The following is a 19,226-nucleotide window of genomic DNA, read 5'->3' as shown; positions in this document are numbered from 1 at the left end:
TGATTTATAACATCCAGGCGTAGCTGAATTTTAAAAATACCGAACGCTGATCGCGGGTTAAACTTTCCACCTCATCATCACTAAAGGCATTGTCGCTGTAACCGGCAAAAAACAGCGTTTGTGGATTTAACTTATAGGAATACAGCAGCTGCGAACCCAGTGTTTTTTCTCTGGCCTGTACCAGGCCGGTATTATTGGCCGGGTTTCTGCTGATATCCGAATAAATCAGCGCCAGCCGGACAAAACTGCGCACTGAAAACTGATAACTCAGGCGCAAATCGGTCAGATTGGCAGTAAAAACTTCCGCGCCCATCGCATCCAGAGTGCGGTAGGTATGGCGTGCCTGTACCTGCATATGCGCGTCTACGTTCCAGCGTAGTTCGGGCGCCAGCTCCAGACCATCACCTAACCTGTTATTGCGAAAATCCAGCTTATCGCCGGTTTCGGCTTCCAGCGCTAAAAATACCCCGGACCAGGGCTGCACTTCAGCGCCAGCTGAAAACAAACGCTCGGCAAAAAGTTCACTGTTGGCATCCACCTTTAAGGTGCTGCCATCAAGCCGGCTGCCGACTCTGTCACGACCGGTCAGGCCAATAAAACCATAAGCCTGCTGCGCGCCCCACAGCTGAAATTCAATTTCGGTTTCTTTTTCCAGCAAGTCGCCATCATCATTGTGGGTGATATCCCAATCACCCCAGATCTGAAATCTGTTCCACCAGGGCGAGTCAGAGAACCACTGATATGTGCCACCATGCACCATTTTGTGGCTGTCGGTTTGTGGCATATAACCCATGTCGGCGCGAAAATCGGCATCCAACCCCTGATAACGGCTGTACCAGCTCCAGTTGCGGTTTTCATGTTCGTAAGCCAGATATTTGGCCATGTCACTAAAGGCCTGATCTTTTACCCGAAGCGCGGCTTCGTCACTGAGTAAAGCCGCCAGCTCAGATGGATATTCGCTGTTGCTGCGCAGCAGCTGCGCTATCACTTTGTCCTGCGCGCTGAACTGGTATTTGACGTCCAGACCATGCACAAAGTTGTGATAATCCTCACTCTGGCGCAAGGTGCTGATCCAGCCAAGCGACAGCTTTGGATTCAAATCAAAGCGGTAACGCAGCACGGCGTTTTCGCTTTTTTCATCCAGACTGGCAATGTCCGAGCTGATGTTGCCAGGCACAATAAAAGTGGTGCTTTTATCGTTGGCGGCAAAAAAGGCAAAAGATTGCTGGTCGTGGCGGCCGGTCAGTTTTACGCCGGCATCAGGTGATGACACATTGCGGGTGTACACCAGATCCATCGGCGAGGAAAAATAGTCGGCATTATCGAGGAAAAATGCGCGTTTTTCGGCAAAAAACAGCGCAAAAGTATCATTCACCGACACCTGGGCTTCGTCTGCTTCTACCTGGGAAAAGTCCGGGTTTAAGGTGGCGTTGAAGCTGATATCCGGGGTAATGCCCCATTTTACATCCAGGCTCGGCTCCACATTGGTATCACTTTGCCAGTCGGTATTGCCGGCAGCTGTCACTTCACGCTGCTGGCTGGAGCCCATCACCAAAGCCGGCACCAGGGTAAAATGGTGGCCTTGTTTGGCGCCGGCAAAACCAGTGGCATCCGACATCTGGCAAATCCAGCAAGGGTTATTGCGCTCAATTTTATTACTGGAGATGCGGTTACGCACATCCCGTGGATAAAAGCGCAGCAGCTCAAGTTTCCACTGTTGCTGCGCCAGCCGGTCGTTAAAATTTAACATCCGAAGCGGAATAGCCACTTCCACCTGATAACCGCTTTGAGTGATTTTGCCGGCACTTTGCCAGATGCCGTCCCAGGCATCACTTTCCATTTTGATAATTTCATTTTCTATGGCGTCGGCTTGTACACCAAAAGGGTTGATAAAAAACTGATACGCCAGTTTGCTATCGTTATAGGTGTCTATTTTGATACCGACGTTGTCGTCATCCCAGATTTTGTCACGGTCACGGTAAAAAGCGCGGATCTTGCTTGGATCCGGGTCCTGTGCCACAAAACTGACATAAAAAAATTCGCCGTCTTCCATCACATAAGCTGTAGTACTGACCGGCGCAGGCGTGTTTTCGGCCGGCCAGGTATTGTACTTCAGCTCAACCGCTCTGGCTTGTTGCCAAACCGCTTCGTTGAGTTCACCATCCACCACAACAGCGCTGTTCACTCTGGGTATGGCAATTTCAGCCGCCTGCAGCTGCAGACTGCCGGCACAAAGCAACAACCCTAATGTTTTTAATCCAAAAAGCCTCATCACAAATCCAGTTCGAGCGCAAAAATTGCCGCTCACTATAAAGAGCTGACCCAAGCTTGACAAACGAATGCGCCAAAGCAGCAAAATCTGACGTTTAAACAAAAAGCCGCCTGGAGGCGGCTTTTTGATTTGCTATATAAGATATTGATTTTTATTAAAATCAACGTTCCCAGTAGGCTTCTTCCAGACTGTCTTCTTTTTCCGGTAAACCACGGGATAACCGCGGTGCGTTTTGTACCAGAATGGCGTAACTCACCCTGTTGGCATATTTACAGATCTGGGCAAAAGACGAATACGCCAGATAAGGCAGTTCGTGTTTGCTCGACAGCGGCAGCGCGTGGCGGTGGTAATGATTGGCAGCAATATCATGCAAAATAGCAGCTAAAGCACCATCCCCGGCACCATTGGTGTTTTTAATCCGCTCAGGCCCGCCTAAATAGGGGTCGATATGCGAATAGACTTTGACCGGCTGTTTGCAGTGCTGTTTTTGCACCGGACGACTAAATTCAAACTGGTTATAGTCGGCAATGGTGCCGGATTTAATCGGATTGGTGGTTTCGCGTTTGCCGGCTTCGTCGGTGTAACCACACAAATACAAACCTTCAGGGCCGGCGGTGATCAGCACCATATCGGTCAGCTCCAGCGCCGCTTCTGCCGCCTGTAATGGGTCGGCAAAACCGGTTAAGGCTTCGGCTTCCAGCTCGTTCATCGCCAGCACATCAACATAATCCCGCACTGTCGCCAGAATAAGCTCACGGTGTTCTTCCACTAAATGTTTGGTACCCAGGCTCATCACCACAGGCACATTGTGCTCTTTGGCATCCTGTAATAAACGTAACATCGCTTGCTGAATCGGTTGACCTGAAGCACGCAGCGGATAAGCACTGACGACCACAGCAGCGGCACCGGCAATAATGTCTTTTGGAATATAAGCCGGGGTTAAAGCGTCCATTTCACCCGGGTCAATCACAAAGGTACGTTCGCCATCCGGGGTGATCATGGTGATACCGCGGCCAATGTCGCCATGAACGCCCTGCAAATGGTTCATGTCTACTTTGGAGCTGGTATGACATAAATAATGATAAGCAGGGCTACCCAGCTGAATATTGGCCGACATCACGCCCAGGAGCACAGATTTATCGTCCGCCAGCACTGAGTAGTTGTGAATGGTATTGCCAATGGTGCCACCGGCAAAATGGTCGGAAATAGCGCCATTCTGTACCAATTCCTGATAAATCAGATCGGCTTTACCATGTTCAACCAGGTTAGATAAACCCTTGCCAATATTATATTTTTCTAAGAATTCGTCTGACACATTGGCAATCACGTCCACGATGGTTTGATCTAAACCCACCACATAAGTGTCCAGCTCAGGCCGCACTTCAAAACTTGGTAATTGTAATTTTGGCTGGGAGACCGGGAAATAATGCTTCAGTTTACGGCGGCCGGGAAATTTCATCGTTCAATCCAAATAAAGGTCAGGCCAGTATTTTAGCAAAACTGCGTGATAAAACGCAGCCGCTATTTTTGGCGACATGGCAATAGGGGCAAATATTCAATGTGAACTGTGAAGGGCGGCTGCCATCAGCGTACTCAGGGCTGACACTGTTCTGCACAGGCACAACAGCACAAACTGAACAGCCGTTCTAACACACTGCTGTTCAGCTTTTTAACATCAGGGTTGAGCGGCCTGGGGTTGAGCGGCTGAGTGTTAAGCCGCTGCGTCTTTTCGCAAAAACACCAGTTGCGTGGGACTGGAGTCGGCACTGCTAAACTGATAACCACCCAGGTTAAAGTCTTTGAGCGCCTCCACCTCCTGCACCCGCTGTTGAATGACATAACGTGCCATTAAACCGCGCGCTTTTTTCGCAAAAAAACTGATAATTTTATAATCACCGTTTTTAAAATCTTTAAACTGCACACTAAGCACAGGGCGCGCCAACAGTTTGGGTTTGACTACTTTAAAATATTCCTGCGACGCTAAATCCAAAAGCACTGGTGAATTTAAAGTTTCCAGCTGCTGATTCAGCTGCTCTGTAACGACATTGCCCCAGAACTGATACAAATTGGCACCACGGCCATTGGCCAGGGAAGTGCCCATTTCCAGCCGGTACGGCTGCATCAGATCCAGCGGTTTTAATACACCATAAAGCCCGCTTAAAATGCGTAAATGCTGCTGCGCATACTGCACATCACCGGCGGTTAAACTGCCGGCATCCAGCCCCTGATACACATCACCGTTAAAGGCAAACAACGCTGCTTTGGCGTTGTCGGCGGTAAAAGGCAATTGCCACTGGCTAAAACGGGCGGCATTTAAACCGGCCAGTTTGTCACTGATATGCATCAGCTCAGACAGCTGCAGCGGTGTCAGGGTGCGGCAAATCTCTATCAGCTCCGCGCTGTGGTTTAATAATTCCGGCTGGCTGCAGGCAAAATCCGGCGCCGGTGTCTGGTAATCTAAATCTTTGGCAGGAGATACAACCATTAACATCGGGTTTGTCTCAACAAAACTACAATGGGGCGCGACTATAACAAAAGCCTGCACAGTGGCAAAGTTACAAAAACCTGCGGTCCTGGCGAAAAAACCGGCAAAAACATCAGGCGCAAAATAAAAGCGCTGATTTCAGGCGAAATTCCGCCTATTGCCACTTTGCGCCATGGCGCTGAACTGGCAAAATCAGCAGTCGTGTTGCCCTGTCCACCCTATCAGCACAATCAGCATTATTTTTGCTGTTGGACTGTTGCATCCCGTATCAAGCGTCAGCTGAAAGCTTAAATTTTCATCTGCGCGACACAATAACAAGATAATTTAAAATCAATTTTTCTAAAGCTGCTGCATCAAACTGAATGGGCAGCAAAGAAGCTATTGAGGGTTGGCACAGCATCAGCTGATGTCTGGCAAGACCGGCAACTTTGCCCTTTGCCACAAAACCAGACAGCTATAATGACGGCAGTGCCGCCACTTATGCGGCAAGCCGCCTTGTACTAACCAGGCAGTTCATACCAAAGTATGACCCGGAACAACGGGTAATTATGTTGTAATTTTCCTACAAATATTTAGAATCAGTTTTAATTTCAGCAAAAAGCTGACCAAATAACGGTAATAAAACAATATGAGCACTTTATTAGAGCAATTAAAAGCTGTGACTACTGTCGTGGTCGACAGCGGTGACATTACAGCCATCGAACAATTCCGCCCTGTGGATGCCACCACCAACCCATCGTTATTGTTAAACGCCAGTCAGCTGGATTTTGCCAAGCCATTATTGGCCGCTGCTGCCGCTTATGCCAAAAGCAAAACCAGCGACGGCGCAGCGCAGTTAAGCCTGGCGTCTGATAAATTTGCCGTGGATGTGGGTACTGCCATCAGCAAACTGGTGCCGGGCCGCATTTCTACCGAAGTGGATGCCCGGTTAAGTTTTGATACCCAGGCCACTATTGCCAAAGCCAAACAACTGGTTGCGCTTTATCAGGAAAACGGTGTGGCTACCGACAAAATCCTGATCAAAATTGCTTCCACCTGGGAAGGGATTCAGGCCGCCCGAGTGCTGGAGCAGCAAGGTATTCAATGTAACCTGACGCTGTTATTCCATATGTGTCAGGCCCGCGCCTGTGCCGAAGCCGGTGTGTTCCTGATTTCTCCTTTTGTTGGCCGTATTCTGGACTGGTACAAAGCCAATACCGGCCAAAGCTACGATGCTGAAACAGATCCGGGCGTGATTTCAGTGCGGGAAATTTACCGTTATTTTAAACAGCATGGCCATCAAACCATTGTGATGGGAGCGAGCTTCCGCAACACAGGTGAAGTGCTGGCGCTGGCCGGTTGTGACCGTTTAACCATTGCCCCTGCGCTGTTGGATGAACTGAGCAAACAAACAGGCGAGCTGACGGTGCATTTACGTGACACAGGTGCAACTCACAAAGCGCCTGCTGCTTTAACTGAAAGCGAATTCCGCTGGGCACTGAACGAAGATGCCATGGCCACCGAAAAACTGGCCGAAGGTATTCGTAAATTTGCCATCGACCAGCGCAAACTGGAACAAGTGATTAGCGCCGCACTGCAATAACAGCAGCGCGGCCATAGGCCATCTTCATTAACAGGAGTTTTTATGTCGTCTGCTGTCTGGAGCGAACTGCGCGCTCTTGCAAAGCAACCGCTGGATTTGCGTGCAGAATTTGCCAAAGATCCAGCACGGGCTGAACGTTTTGCTTTAGAAGCCTGTGGTATCAACCTGGATTATTCCAAAAACCTGATCACAGATGGGATTTGGCAGCGGCTGTTAACCCTGGCCGAACAAAGCCCATTGGCGCAGAAAAAAGCGCAGATGTTTGCCGGCGACAAAATTAACAATACCGAACAGCGCAGTGTCTGGCATACCGCCTTACGTGCACCTTTAACTGTCGACTTGCAGCTGGATGGCGCCGATATCAGCAGCGAAATTGCTGATTGTCATGCCCAAATGCATCAGCTGGTCACGCAACTGAATAACGCACAATATCTAGGTTATAGCGGCGAGCCTATCACCGACCTTGTCTGGATTGGCATTGGTGGCTCATTGCTGGGCCCACAGATGGCGGTAGAAGCTTTAACACCGTACAACGTCAGCCCGGTACAAATTCACTTTGCCGGTAATATTGACGGTGCTGTGGTGACAGATGTGGTCAAAGGTCTGGATCCGGCCACCACTCTGGTGTTTGTTGCTTCCAAATCTTTTGGCACCGAAGAAACCAAACAAAATGCGCTGGCAATCCGTCAGTGGTTCCTCGACAACGGCGCCGATAAAAACGCTATTGCCAGACACTTCTGGGCCACCTCATCCAATATCAAAGCTGCTGCTGAATTTGGCATTGTGCCTGAACATATTCTGCCGATGTGGGACTGGGTGGGCGGCCGTTATTCATTGTGGTCAGCCATTGGTTTTCCGCTCTGTTTAATGTTGGGTGTCACTCAGTTCCAGCAATTGCTGGCCGGCGCTTATGCCATGGACCAACATTTTGTTGAGGCGCCACTTGCTGAAAATATGCCGGTGATTCTGGCGCTGTTAGGCGTTTGGTACATTAACGCTCACGGTTGTCAAAGCCATGCATTGTTGCCTTATAGCCATTATTTACGCTTGTTGCCTTCTTATGTGCAGCAGCTGGATATGGAAAGTAACGGCAAAGGCGTGGATTCAAACGGCAATAGCCTGTCGCTTGCGACAGCGCCAGTGATTTGGGGTGATGCCGGTACCAATGGGCAGCATGCTTACCATCAACTGCTTCACCAAAGTGCATTGGCAGTGCCGGCCGATTTTATTCTGCCCATTCAGCCCGCCCATGATTTAACTGATCATCACAAGCGACTTGCTGCCCATTGTTTTGCCCAGACTCAGGCGCTGATGCAAGGCAAAACCATAGCCGAGGCCCATGCCGAAGTGCTGGCCGCAGGTGGCAGTGCCGAAGATGCGGCGAGGCTGGCGCCCCATAAAGCATCACCAGGCAATAAACCAAGCAACACTTTGTTGTTGCCTGAGTTATCACCTTATTACCTGGGTGCTTTAATAGCGCTTTATGAGCACAAAGTGTTTGTGCAGGGTGTGCTTTGGGACATTAACTCTTTTGATCAATGGGGCGTGGAGCTGGGTAAACAATTGTCTACACCTATTTATCAGGTTTTATCCGGTCAGCAGCAGCACCAGTTTGATGCTTCAACCCAAAGATTAATCAAACTCTTCCAACGATAAACCACTGATTATCAAAACAATAAGGGCAGTTATTTCACTGCCCTTTTTTATAGCTGCCTGCCTGCCATTTCCGCCCGCTGTGATTCGCTTTGTTATTGCTACCATCATTGTTCATTTTGCCTTCATTTTTCTGTCATCTGGCTATTTTATTTTGCATTAAAGTGTGTTATCAATTTTGGCGAAAATAACAACAACTCAGCGAGGTGCAGTATGGAAAGCTTTGAGGACTTACTGAACATGTTGGAGCGGCCAGCGGCAAAAAGCGGCAGAGCGGTAAAACGCAAATGGCGCGAAATTGAAGCGGTCAAAGAGCGGCAGCGACTGCGCAAGGAACTGGAAGACATAGATTTAACCCTCGACGACGAATTACTGGAACAGCTGATTTAGCAACCAAAGCCCAACCTCCCGCAGTTGGGCTTTTTGCTTTTTAGCTTCCGGTCTTTCTTAAAACAAAAACAGCATCAGTTTGACGCTGATGCTGTTTTTGATGTTATTTCGTCAACATATCTTCAAGCAAAGCTGTTAACGGATCTGCCAGTCGATTGGCTGTTTGCCCCAGGTAGTTAAAATTGCATTGGCTTTGGCAAAGTGACCACAGCCCAAAAAGCCCCGGTGCGCCGACAAAGGCGACGGATGGGGTGCTGTTAAAATCTGATGTTTTGCCGCGTTGATCAAACGCTGTTTTTTAATGGCGTGTGAACCCCAGAGCATAAACACCACAGGCTCAGCTTTGTCGCTAATCGCCCGAATCACATTGTCGGTAAATTGCTCCCACCCCAGCTCACGGTGCGAATTGGGCTGATTTGCTACCACGGTCAGCACTGTGTTTAACAGCAACACGCCTTGAGTAGCCCAACTTTCTAAACAACCATGTTTCGGCATCTGAAAGTCGGGGTATTCCAGCGCCAACTCTTTATACATATTACGAAGTGAAGGCGGAATGGCCACGCCCTGGCGCACTGAAAACGACAAACCATGCGCCTGATTAGGGCCGTGATAAGGGTCCTGCCCTATGATCACCACTTTTAAATTGGCAAAATCTGTCAGCTTAAAAGCAGTAAACACATCAGCTTCCGGCGGATAAATCACCTCACCCGCCAAACGTGCCTGTTTTACCGTGTCGATGGTTTGTTGAAAATAGGGCTGCGTTTTTTCAGCCCCTATCACGTTATGCCAGCTTAAATGCACAGTTGTATCCCTGAAAATCCGGGGTTATGAGCCCAGAGCAAGTAACTTTGTGCGCAATTCTACAAAATCTGCCGCCATGTCGACAGCTAAACTTGGTTCGCCGGCAACTGCCGCTAATTCGGGTGGTAATGCGATTGGATTACCGAGGATGTTTTCCACCTGCTCTTTAAATTTAGCCGGATGGGCGGTGCCCAGGAAAATACCAAATTCACCCGGCTGCAACTCGCGTTTTAACGCCCGGTAAGCCACTGCGGCATGGGGCTCAGATAAATAACCCAACTGCGATAACTGACGCATGGCTAACTGGGTGTCTTCTTCATCCACCATGGCTGTGCTTAAGTCAGTTCGGCAAATGACACCTTGTGCCAGCAAATCTTCCACTCTTGGCCAGTTATTCGGTGCGCTCACATCCATGGCATTGGACAAGGTGGCCACTGTTGGTTTGACCTGCCAGACGCCGTTCTGCCAGTACCTTGGCACTGTGTCATTGGCGTTGGTGGCGGCAATCATACGTTTAATCGGCAAACCCAATACCTTGGCAATTAAGCCTGCGGTTAAATTACCAAAGTTACCACTGGGCACTGACACCACAATATTCTGGCGTTTTGCTGCCGGCACCTGGGCTACAGCTTCAAAATAATAACAAATCTGCGCAAATAAGCGGCTGATATTAATAGAGTTTGCCGAGTTGATATTGAGTTTTTCCACTAAAGCACGGTCGTTAAATACTTCTTTCACCAGCGCCTGACACTGGTCAAAATCACCGTCCACCGCCAGGGTGTGAATGTTTTTGCCCAAAGTGGTAAAAAGTTTTTCCTGCAACACACTGATTTTGCCTTTAGGGAACAAGATCACCACATCCACCCCTGGTTGCTGATAAAACGCATGGGCAACGGCTGCGCCTGTGTCGCCTGAAGTGGCAGTAACAATAGTGGTTTTTTTCACGCCGCAGCGCTGTTGTGACGCCATTAAAGCGCGCGCCATAAAACGGCCGCCAAAGTCTTTAAAAGCTAAAGTTGGCCCGTGGAATAACTCTAAACAAGCCACATCCTCTGTCACAGCTGCCAGCGGCGCCGGGAACGCAAAAGCTTCGGCTACCAAGGCTGACAGCTCAGCTTGGGGTAATTCATCACCAATCAGCGCCTGTAAAATAACAGCGCTGCGCTCAGCAAAAGGCATATCCAACAAAGTATCTACATCGAGCTTTGGCCAGCTGTCCGGAAAAAACAGCCCCTGCTGTTCACCTAACCCAATACGTACCGCTTCTAAAAAACTCACTTGTTGTGCCGGAACTTTGATATTACGTAACATCATCTGCTTAATCCTGTACTGACTGATTTGATAACACCCGCGCGCCCTGCTGCTCTAAAGTGCAGATATGAGTCATGGCATCCTGATTTTTTTCATAGTGTTGCTGAAAATATGCGGCTGCAAATTCCGCTTGTTCGTCATTTTGGCAAACCGCAAACAAGGTTGGGCCGGCACCGGAAATGCCAACATGGCCAATGCCCTGTGCCATTAAGGCTGAACGAATGGCGCTAAGCTGTGGAATAAGCGGTAAACGCGCCGGTTCTGCCACCAAATCATGCAGGGATGCAAAAGCTTCAGTTTCGTCTTTGGCATAAAGCGCTGACACAAAACGCGCCAGATTACCGGCAAAAACAATGCTGTGTTTCAGGCTCAACTCTTTGGGTAAAACTTCACGCGCGGCTTTGGTAGACAACACAGTGCCCGGATAACAAAGCACCACTTTCCAGTGTGAAAACCAGGGCAAAGGCCGGTATAACAATGGGCTTTCCGGTAGCATTAGCAGCAAACCGCCCACCATAGACGGCGCCACGTTGTCATAATGTACAGCACCACTGACACCGCCTTCACATTCGGCGGTCAGTTGCAGCAGCTCATAATCAGAAAGTGGTTTGCCAAAATAGTCGTTAAAGGCATAACAGGCCACCACAATAGAACAAGCGCTGGAGCCTAAACCACTGCCCACCGGCAGATGCTTTTTTAAGTGCAAACTGAGGCGTGGCAAGGTTTTCCCCAGCTTTTTTTCAAAAGCGTAAAAACAGCTCACCACCAGATTGTCCGTTACATCACCAGGCAACTGATGCAGATAACGGCCGCTGAGGCGCAGTGTTAGTTCTGCCGCCTCACCCTCGATCACCAGCTCATCCCCCAATAACTCACCGTTCACGGGCGCAAAAGCAGCACCCAGTAAGTCAAACCCAACCGAAAAATTGCCGGTTGAAGCTGGTGCATAATACGACTTCATGATTTACATCTCCTGCTGCCAGCCAAGGGTACGCATCACATCACCAAACACACCGGCCGCTGTCACCGCAGCACCGGCGCCATAACCCCTTAATACAAAAGGAATAGGCTGGTAATAACGGGTATGAATAGCGAGCGCATTTTCGCCGTCTTTAACCTTAGCCAGCGGGTGGTTGAGATCCAGTGCTTTGACCGATACCTTGCATTGCCCATTGGCAATTTCACCGATATAACGTAATACCTTGCCTTCACTTTTAGCCGCTGCCACTTTGTCGGCGAACCAGCTATTCAGCTCTGGCAGCTGCGCCATAAAATCGGCAACAGAAGCACCTGGCGCAAAATCATTGGGTAACACTGATTCCACCGTCACATCCGATAAATCCAGCTGCAAACCCGACTCACGCGCCAAAATTAAAAGCTTACGCGCCACGTCCATGCCGGATAAATCATCCCGCGGATCGGGTTCAGTAAAGCCCATAGCTTTGGCTTTGGCGGTGACTTCCGACAGCGCCACGCCCTGCTCCAGCTCACCAAACATATAAGACAAAGAACCGGATAAAATGCCTTCAAAGGCCATTAACTCATCACCGGCGTTGAGTAAGCCCTGTAAAAAGTCGATCACCGGTAAACCTGCCCCCACTGTGGTTTCATATAAAAAACGCCGGCGGTGCTGTTGTGCCACCAAACGCAGCTGCCGGTAATAGTCCAGGCTTGCGGTATTGGCTTTTTTGTTTGGCGTCACCACATGAAAACCAGCGGCCAGGAAATCGGCATATTGCATAGCCACAGCTTCAGCGCTGGTGCAATCAATCAGAACCGGATTGGTTAAATGGTTGTCCTGCACAAACTGACTCAGTGCTTCCAGACTGAACTGCTGTTTTTGCCCGTCCATCCGTTGTTGCCAGCTCGCCAGGTTAATGCCCTGCGCATCCTGCAGCAAGGCTTTGGAATTGGCAATACCGTACACTGTCAGGCGCACATTACGCTGCTGCAAAAACTGTTGTTGGCGTTCAAATTGCGCCAGCAATTCACTGCCTACAACACCACAACCCACCAGGAACACATCAATACTGGGCACATGGCTAAAGAAGTTTTCATGGCAGACTTTCACCGCGTTGCGACAGGATTTTTGCTCTACCACAGCTGAAATAGAACGCTCAGACGAGTCCTGCGCTATGGCGACAATATTAACGCGCGCCTGGGATAAAGAGGCAAAAAACTTGGCCGCCACACCGCGGTGCTGACGCATACCATCACCCACTAAACTAACAATGGCCATATCCGACTGAATGGCCAAAGGCCTTAACAACTTGCCTTGTAGCTCCAGTTCAAATTCAGTTTCCAGCGCTTTTTTCGCGACGTTTAAATCAAGCTGCGCCACACAAAAACTAATGCTGAACTCGCTGGATGACTGGGTAATTAAACTGACCGACACCTGCTCGCGAGCCATAGTGGCAAAAACGCGCGACGCCATGCCCACTACCCCTTTCAGGCCAGGGCCGGATACGGTAATAAGCGCCAGATGCTCCAGGCTGGAAATGCCTTTGACCAGCGAATCACCGTTATTGTTGGCATCGATGCAAGTGCCTGGTGCCGATGGGTTTAAAGTGTTTTTGATATAACAAGGGATCTGATAACGGGCCAGCGGGCCTATGGTTTTTGGATGCAGCACTTTGGCGCCAAAATACGACAGCTCCATAGCTTCGTCATAAGACAGATGGTCAATCAGCTGCGCCTGTTTCACCTGACGCGGGTCGGCACTGTACACACCATCGACATCAGTCCAGATCTCACAAACACTGGCGCGGATACTGGCAGCCACAATAGCGGCAGAATAATCAGAGCCATTACGGCCTAACAGGCAAAGTTCGCCATTGCTGTTGCTGGAGACAAAACCAGCCATCACATAAACCTGCGCCTGTTGTTTGGCAATTGCCGCACCAAGGGCAGCCTCGGATGCCGGAATATCAGCAACTGCGTTTAAATAGTCGCCCTGGCTTTTGACACAAGCCACAGAGTCGAGCGCAATAGTATCTATCTGCAGCTTTTTAAGCAGGCCTGTCATTAAAGCCACACTAAATTGTTCACCTAAACCCAGGATGCGGGCTTTAATGTGATCAGGACAATATTGTAATAAAGCAACCCCCTGCAACTGCGCCGATAACTGAGCAAACTGCTGCTCGCGCACCAGAGTCAAAGCTTCGTTATCCGCTGCCAACAGCTTATCTTTGGCCTCTGACTGCAAAGTCTCCAGCCGTTGCTGCCATTGTTGTAGCAGCGGCAAATAGTCGGTGCCCAAAAATGCTAAGTCGGTCAGCTCCACCAACAAATTGGTCACACCCTGGGGGGCAGACAGCACCAGGCCAACAGGCTCAGCGCTTAGTTGTTGTTTTACAATGCCGGCAACTTCTAAAAAACGTTCAACCGACGCTAATGACGAACCACCAAACTTCAGCACCCTCATAAGATTTCTCCTTTGCAAGAAACGCAAAAGGCCCGTGACTGGTGAGGTCACGGGCCTTTTTAAGACAATACGCCGCCGACCTCCTACCCGGTAAGGGTGGTGGTTGTAATAATGGTGGTGGTATTGAGATGTGTATATTTCATACTGTCTATATGCTCAAAGTTTTAGACGTCTGTCAATCTAAATGTTTAGAATTTTTCAAAGACGGGGCTCAGGCAATAAGCCAAAAGTCGTTAGTTCACTTTTTTCTGATAGTCACTGACACCGGGCTGGAAAATACAGACCCGGTTGCGGCCCGCTCTTTTGGCGTTATAAAGCGCAATGTCGGCACTGCGGATCAAATCGTCGTGCAATAAATGTTGTTTGGGCGAAAACTCGGCCACACCAATACTTAAACTGGCTCTGATGGTTTGCTGATTAAATAACATCAGATGATCAGCGACCGCATTGCAAATACGCTCTGCCACTTCGACAGCACCGGACAAGGGGGTGTCTGGCAGAATAATGCCAAATTCTTCACCACCATAACGGCCTAATAAATCAGAGTCACGCAACAGGCTGCCAATAAAAGAAGCCAGTTCAACCAACACAAAATCACCACCTAAATGGCCGTATTTGTCGTTTAAATCCTTAAACTTGTCTAAATCAAACAACAACAGGGACAACGGATGATGATAACGCTGCGCCCGGTGAATTTCCTGTTTCAATTGCTCTTCCCAAAAGCGCCGGTTCAGCACCTTGGTCAGGCCATCCTGCCGGTTGGCTTTTTCCAGTTCAGTCAGGGTTTTACTCAGATGTTGCTGATAAACAAAAGCATCGGTGGCATCTTCAATCAGAATACAAATCAGCGGCTGTTCCAGCTCTGGGGTATCCAGCGGCAACATAGTGCAATTTTGCGCCATATACTGGCTACTGCTGGTCATGGGTCTTAGATGGGCAAACTTAAAAATATACTGGCGCTGTTCCCAGCTGCTAAAAGCCGGCGTTTTTAAATCCAGCACACTCATCAGCTTGCGTTTGAGCCAGGCTTCCGGCAAGTCGGCAAACACAGAAAATAAAGACTTTCCTTGGATATCAACCAGTTGCAGGCCGGCATGACGTTCAATAAAACTATTTGCGTAGTGGATCTGATATTCATCGTCGATGACAAGTACACCACTATTTAATTGTGCCAGGATTGGACTGCTTAACCAGGCATAAGACATCAATAATCTTCCAGAATACGGTCGAGGATCGTCTTGATATTGCTGACGGCTTCGGCAGGGATCAATAAAATCATGTCGCAGTTAAAAGAATGATCGACCAGTTGATAACTGATATCGACTTTTAAGGCATGTTCCCAATGAAACGAGGTGCTTTTTAAGATACCGGATAAGTCACCGTTATTAGACGACAATACCCGTGGCGCACTGTACGACAAACTGTTTTCCAGTTGTTGTGCCATACCATTTAAAAAAGTCGTGGTTAAAATCGAGCTGATATCGGTCAGCATCTCTATCTCAGATACGTCACCCACGTCATAACCGAGCAAAGCCGAAATTTTATGGGCATTGGCCATCTGGTAAAGCACTATGGCTTCACCACGCACCCCTTCATTGCCAAAAAATCCCTGACTCACCAGCGCCGCTTCGGTGTCACGGTAACGGCTTTCAAATTCAGCCGGGATCATACTGGCGCCAACCAGTGCAATCGAAGGCACTTGCAGATGGACAAATGTATTAAGAAAACGTGCAAGTTTATCGCTGGCAAGGCCCATAGCGACGTTGATAATTTCCTGCAAACAGTCGCGTTGTTCTTCGCTAAAGCCGAGGTTATTCATATCAATCCGTATTGTTTTAAGATGCCGCTCAGCTTTTCTTCATTGACAGGTTTATGAATAAAAGCCAGGGCACCAAGTTCCATCACTCGTTTTTGCATCTCAGGCTGAATATCGGCAGAAATCACAATGACAAAACAATCGATATTTTCCGCTTTGATGGCCTCAAGCACGCCAATACCATCCAGTTCCGGCATGGTTAAATCAAGAAAAACCAAACCAATTTCCTGGCTGCGCAAAATAGCCAGCGCTTCCAGACCATTGGCAGCAGTTTGAAATTCGGCATCAAAAGATTCTGGCAGGCTCTTACGTACTTGCTTTCGCGCCAGTATAGAGTCATCACAAATTAGTACCGGCAACGCCATTCGCTACAGCTCCATTATTATAATTCTAATATTTATGCGAAGTTACGGGCAAAATATAACCAGTTGACCCGCCTAATGCAACAGATTGCCCGCATTTCGCTACAGCTTTGCCGCCATTTTTAACATAAGTGTATTGATTTTCGCCAAAGCGAAATCTCAGCTATAGTTCGGGGAAAAAATTCAGCAAACCACGCAAAAAAATACAGAATTGACATAAAGTGGCAAATGGCGGAACTTAATCTGATTTTGCTATTTTAATTGTTGTTTTTTTTAGCTAATTTTACAGCATCAGGTGGCATACACCCCCGCTGAACGCACAGGTAGTCAGATGCAGCAAAAAAGTTTATCCAGAAAACTGCTGACCAAAGTTTTGTCGGTTTATTTTATTTTAACTTTTGTCGTCACTGTCGGTCAGATTGTTGCAGAGTACTTTAATACCAAAAACCATATCAACGGCGAGCTGTCTACCTTACAACAAACTATTTCCGGCAGCTTAACCCGGGCTATCTGGGAGTTAAACACCACACAAGCGCTGATTATTGCCGACGGTTTACTTGCTATTCCGTCGATTGAAGGCATCATAGTGCGCGACGACAGCGGCGCTGTGATCACGCAGCTCGGCCAATATGTTGATATCAGCGAAAGGTACAGTAATCAGCTGGTGAAAGAAGGGGTGCGGCTGACTGAACAACAATCCGGCCTCTTTGGTTATACCTTCCCGCTGATTTTTGAATTTTCCGGCCGCGCCACCCAGGTGGGTGACGTAACCTTGTTTTCCAGCCGTACCATAGTGCTGGACCGCATCAAAGTGGGTATCTATTTCCTGATTGGGAATGCGCTGCTCAAAACCACCTTTTTGATTATTCTGTTTTTAATTGCCTTCAGAAAACAACTGACCTTGCCCCTGGCCGAACTCACACAACAGATTGAAGAGCTGGAGCTGGATAACCTGGATGGTGCCAAAGTCGAAATTCAGCATGGTGATACCAATGAATTGAGTGTGATGGCTGATGCCTTTAACCGCCTGATCGACAGGGTGCAGGATTACAAAGGCCAGCTGGAAAACACGCAAAAACAACTGCTGCAGTCCAACGAAAAACTCGACCAGCACAATCTTATTCTGGAACAGGAGGTGGCGCGCAAGACCTCGGGCCTGAGTCAGGCTATGATGGACTTACAGCAACAAAAACAAGAGCTTGAAGTAAAGCAGCAGGCTTTACGTGAAGAAATTGAACGCCGTCGCCACACCGAAGAAGCACTGCGCAGTAAACAAACTGAACTGGAAAAACTGGTCAACGATTTACGCCAGGCGCAGGACCGCTTAGTGCAATCGGAAAAAATGGCGGCGCTGGGCGGCCTGGTGGCTGGTATTACCCACGAAGTCAATACACCTGTCGGCATTGGCGTCACAGCAACCAGCTTTCTGGCGGAAAAACTGGCGGCACTGGAGCATGCTTATCAGGAAAAAAGCCTGTCGCCCAAGGCGTTGGAACATTTTATTGAAGAAGCCAAACAGGGCACTGAGCTTTTAAACACTAACCTTATCCGCGCTTCTGAGCTGATTGCCAGCTTTAAACAAATTGCCGTGGATCAAACCAGTGAAGCCATCCGTACTATCCAGCTGCATGAATATCTGAATGAAATTATCCGTTCACTGCAGCCGCATTTTAAAAAGACCAAACATCATATTGAAGTGAACTGCCCGGAAAACCTGACCCTGAGTTGCCCGGCCGGTGCCATCTCACAAATTTTCACCAACCTGCTGATGAATTCCCTGATCCATGGTTTTGAAGAGATGGAAGAAGGCAATATCAACATCACTGTGGTGGATGAAGGCAATGTGGTGGATATTAATTACGCCGACAATGGCAAAGGCCTGACGCCGGAGCAGCTGGAAAAACTGTTCCACCCGTTTTTTACCACAAAAAGAGATCAGGGTGGCAGTGGCCTTGGCACCCATATTACCTACAACCTGGTGCGTCAAACGTTAGGCGGCAGCATTCAGGTGAAAAGTGAACCAGGCCAAGGTCTGGCTTACCATATCCGCTTTCCAAAAACATTAAAACGCTCGTAAAACGCCCGGATGGCTGCGCCCTGATTGCTGTTATCTTCAGCATCCGGCGCCGCACCAGCCAACTGCAGGTTGTGCCCCGCTCCGTTACAGGTATACTGTTTTTTTTACCAGGATCCGATGTGAAGTGAGTTATGTGGTTTAAAAATCTGCGTGTTTATCAAATTACCGAAACGTTAAATCTGCAATCTGAAGCACTGGAACGTGCACTACAAGAGCATAAATTCAGCCCTTGTACCGGCCAGGAAGCCGTGAAAATGGGCTTTACCTACCCACTGCACCACAGCATTAAACAATATCACCATCAGCAGGGTCATCTGCATTTATTCGCTGTCAAACGCCAGGAAAAAGTGTTACCTGCCGCAGTAGTCAATGAAGAGCTACAACCCAAAATTGACGCGCTGGAAGCCGAAAAAGGCCGGCCACTGGGTCGCAAAGAAAAGAACGCACTCAAAGAAGAGCTGATCCAGATGCTGCTGCCACGGGCATTTAGCCGCTCCAGTGTCACAACTGCACTTTATGACGAGCAGAATCAGTGGTTTATTGTGAACAGCAGCTCAGCTGGGCGCGCTGAAGAAGTGTTAAGTTTAGTGCGTAAGGCATTAGGCTCTCTGCCTGCGTTGCCGTGGATTGACCAGAACCAGTTGAATCTGGCCATGCAACAATGGCTGACTAACAAAGGTTTGCCTCAGGGTTTTGTGCTTGGCAACGAGGCTGAACTCAAAGCGCCGGATGAAGAAGGTGCCAAAGTGAAATTCAGCAATCACCTGTTAAGCGCTGCTGAAGTGCAAAGTCATCTGGAAGATAAGCTGGTCACCAAACTGGAACTGGCTGTGGAAAACCAAATCAGTCTGATGGTTTGTGACGATGGCAGCCTGAAAAAACTGCGTTTTCATGAAATGCTGACCGACAGCAACGATGAATTAGGCTGGGACGATATGGTGCTGCGTCTGGATGCCGACTTGCTGGTGATGGCCAACGAGCTGGCTTCGGTATTAAAGGCGGTTCGTCAGGCGGTAAACGCCGAATAACAGTTCTGCAGCAGCCCGTAAAAAA

Annotated in this window: 16 protein-coding genes; 6 read left to right on the top strand and 10 right to left on the bottom strand. The window is 48.8% G+C overall.

Annotated features, from left to right (window positions below):
• Positions 1–4: 4 nt before the first annotated feature.
• The 3 genes from N3Z11_RS04975 to yaaA all read right to left on the bottom strand — a co-directional run bounded on the left by N3Z11_RS04975 (position 5) and on the right by yaaA (position 4,763).
• Positions 5–2,272 (bottom strand): carbohydrate binding family 9 domain-containing protein, encoded by a 2,268-nt coding sequence (locus N3Z11_RS04975; protein ID WP_260656054.1) that lies wholly within the window; start codon positions 2,270–2,272, stop codon positions 5–7.
• 160 nt (positions 2,273–2,432) lie between these two features.
• Positions 2,433–3,731: an inosine/guanosine kinase gene (locus N3Z11_RS04970; RefSeq protein WP_260656053.1), complete on the bottom strand. Its 1,299-nt coding sequence runs from the start codon at positions 3,729–3,731 to the stop codon at positions 2,433–2,435.
• A 252-nt stretch (positions 3,732–3,983) separates the two neighbouring features.
• On the bottom strand, positions 3,984–4,763 hold the full coding sequence (gene yaaA, locus N3Z11_RS04965) for a peroxide stress protein YaaA (RefSeq protein WP_260656052.1): 780 nt from the start codon (positions 4,761–4,763) through the stop codon (positions 3,984–3,986).
• A 24-nt stretch (positions 4,764–4,787) separates the two neighbouring features.
• On the opposite strand from yaaA, the gene N3Z11_RS04960 reads away from it, so the two are divergent.
• The 4 genes from N3Z11_RS04960 to N3Z11_RS04945 all read left to right on the top strand — a co-directional run bounded on the left by N3Z11_RS04960 (position 4,788) and on the right by N3Z11_RS04945 (position 8,382).
• Positions 4,788–5,048 carry a hypothetical protein gene (locus N3Z11_RS04960; protein WP_260656051.1) on the top strand — a complete coding sequence of 87 codons (261 nt, stop codon included), beginning with the start codon at positions 4,788–4,790 and terminating at the stop codon, positions 5,046–5,048.
• A gap of 337 nt (positions 5,049–5,385) precedes the next feature.
• Positions 5,386–6,339 (top strand): transaldolase, encoded by a 954-nt coding sequence (gene tal, locus N3Z11_RS04955; RefSeq protein WP_260656050.1) that lies wholly within the window; start codon positions 5,386–5,388, stop codon positions 6,337–6,339.
• A gap of 42 nt (positions 6,340–6,381) precedes the next feature.
• A complete protein-coding gene (pgi, locus tag N3Z11_RS04950) occupies positions 6,382–7,995 on the top strand; it encodes a glucose-6-phosphate isomerase (RefSeq protein WP_260656049.1) in 1,614 nt (537 codons plus the stop codon).
• Positions 7,996–8,205: 210 nt separating this feature from the next.
• The gene (locus N3Z11_RS04945; RefSeq protein ID WP_260656048.1) at positions 8,206–8,382 is read left to right on the top strand and encodes a DUF3545 family protein; all 177 of its coding nucleotides are present in this window, start codon (positions 8,206–8,208) and stop codon (positions 8,380–8,382) included.
• 135 nt (positions 8,383–8,517) lie between these two features.
• Here N3Z11_RS04945 and ung read toward each other — a convergent pair whose 3' ends face one another.
• From ung to N3Z11_RS04910, 7 genes are all read right to left on the bottom strand, one after another.
• The gene (gene ung / locus N3Z11_RS04940; RefSeq protein ID WP_260656047.1) at positions 8,518–9,183 is read right to left on the bottom strand and encodes a uracil-DNA glycosylase; all 666 of its coding nucleotides are present in this window, start codon (positions 9,181–9,183) and stop codon (positions 8,518–8,520) included.
• Positions 9,184–9,207: 24 nt separating this feature from the next.
• On the bottom strand, positions 9,208–10,497 hold the full coding sequence (gene thrC / locus N3Z11_RS04935; RefSeq protein WP_260656046.1) for a threonine synthase: 1,290 nt from the start codon (positions 10,495–10,497) through the stop codon (positions 9,208–9,210).
• 4 nt (positions 10,498–10,501) lie between these two features.
• The gene (thrB, locus tag N3Z11_RS04930; RefSeq protein ID WP_260656045.1) at positions 10,502–11,455 is read right to left on the bottom strand and encodes a homoserine kinase; all 954 of its coding nucleotides are present in this window, start codon (positions 11,453–11,455) and stop codon (positions 10,502–10,504) included.
• A 3-nt stretch (positions 11,456–11,458) separates the two neighbouring features.
• Positions 11,459–13,918 (bottom strand): bifunctional aspartate kinase/homoserine dehydrogenase I, encoded by a 2,460-nt coding sequence (gene thrA / locus N3Z11_RS04925; protein ID WP_260656044.1) that lies wholly within the window; start codon positions 13,916–13,918, stop codon positions 11,459–11,461.
• A gap of 233 nt (positions 13,919–14,151) precedes the next feature.
• The gene (locus N3Z11_RS04920; protein WP_260656043.1) at positions 14,152–15,123 is read right to left on the bottom strand and encodes a sensor domain-containing diguanylate cyclase; all 972 of its coding nucleotides are present in this window, start codon (positions 15,121–15,123) and stop codon (positions 14,152–14,154) included.
• Positions 15,123–15,737 (bottom strand): chemotaxis protein, encoded by a 615-nt coding sequence (locus N3Z11_RS04915; protein ID WP_260656042.1) that lies wholly within the window; start codon positions 15,735–15,737, stop codon positions 15,123–15,125. The genes N3Z11_RS04920 and N3Z11_RS04915 overlap by 1 nt, the downstream gene beginning before the upstream one ends.
• Positions 15,734–16,099, bottom strand: a complete 366-nt coding sequence (locus tag N3Z11_RS04910) for a response regulator (RefSeq protein ID WP_260656041.1) — start codon at positions 16,097–16,099, stop codon at positions 15,734–15,736. Before N3Z11_RS04910 ends, N3Z11_RS04915 begins: the two co-directional genes overlap by 4 nt.
• Before the next feature lie 328 nt (positions 16,100–16,427).
• Here N3Z11_RS04910 and N3Z11_RS04905 point away from each other — a divergent pair, with 328 nt between their 5' ends.
• Together N3Z11_RS04905 and N3Z11_RS04900 are read left to right on the top strand one after the other, a co-directional pair.
• The gene (locus N3Z11_RS04905) at positions 16,428–18,173 is read left to right on the top strand and encodes an ATP-binding protein (RefSeq protein WP_260656040.1); all 1,746 of its coding nucleotides are present in this window, start codon (positions 16,428–16,430) and stop codon (positions 18,171–18,173) included.
• A 131-nt stretch (positions 18,174–18,304) separates the two neighbouring features.
• Positions 18,305–19,201 (top strand): recombination-associated protein RdgC, encoded by an 897-nt coding sequence (locus tag N3Z11_RS04900; RefSeq protein WP_260656039.1) that lies wholly within the window; start codon positions 18,305–18,307, stop codon positions 19,199–19,201.
• The last annotated feature ends 25 nt before the right edge of the window (positions 19,202–19,226 follow it).

Source organism: Rheinheimera sp. 4Y26 (assembly GCF_025245835.1).
Taxonomy (GTDB): domain Bacteria; phylum Pseudomonadota; class Gammaproteobacteria; order Enterobacterales; family Alteromonadaceae; genus Pararheinheimera.
This window is presented reverse-complemented; position numbering and strand designations above follow the sequence as displayed.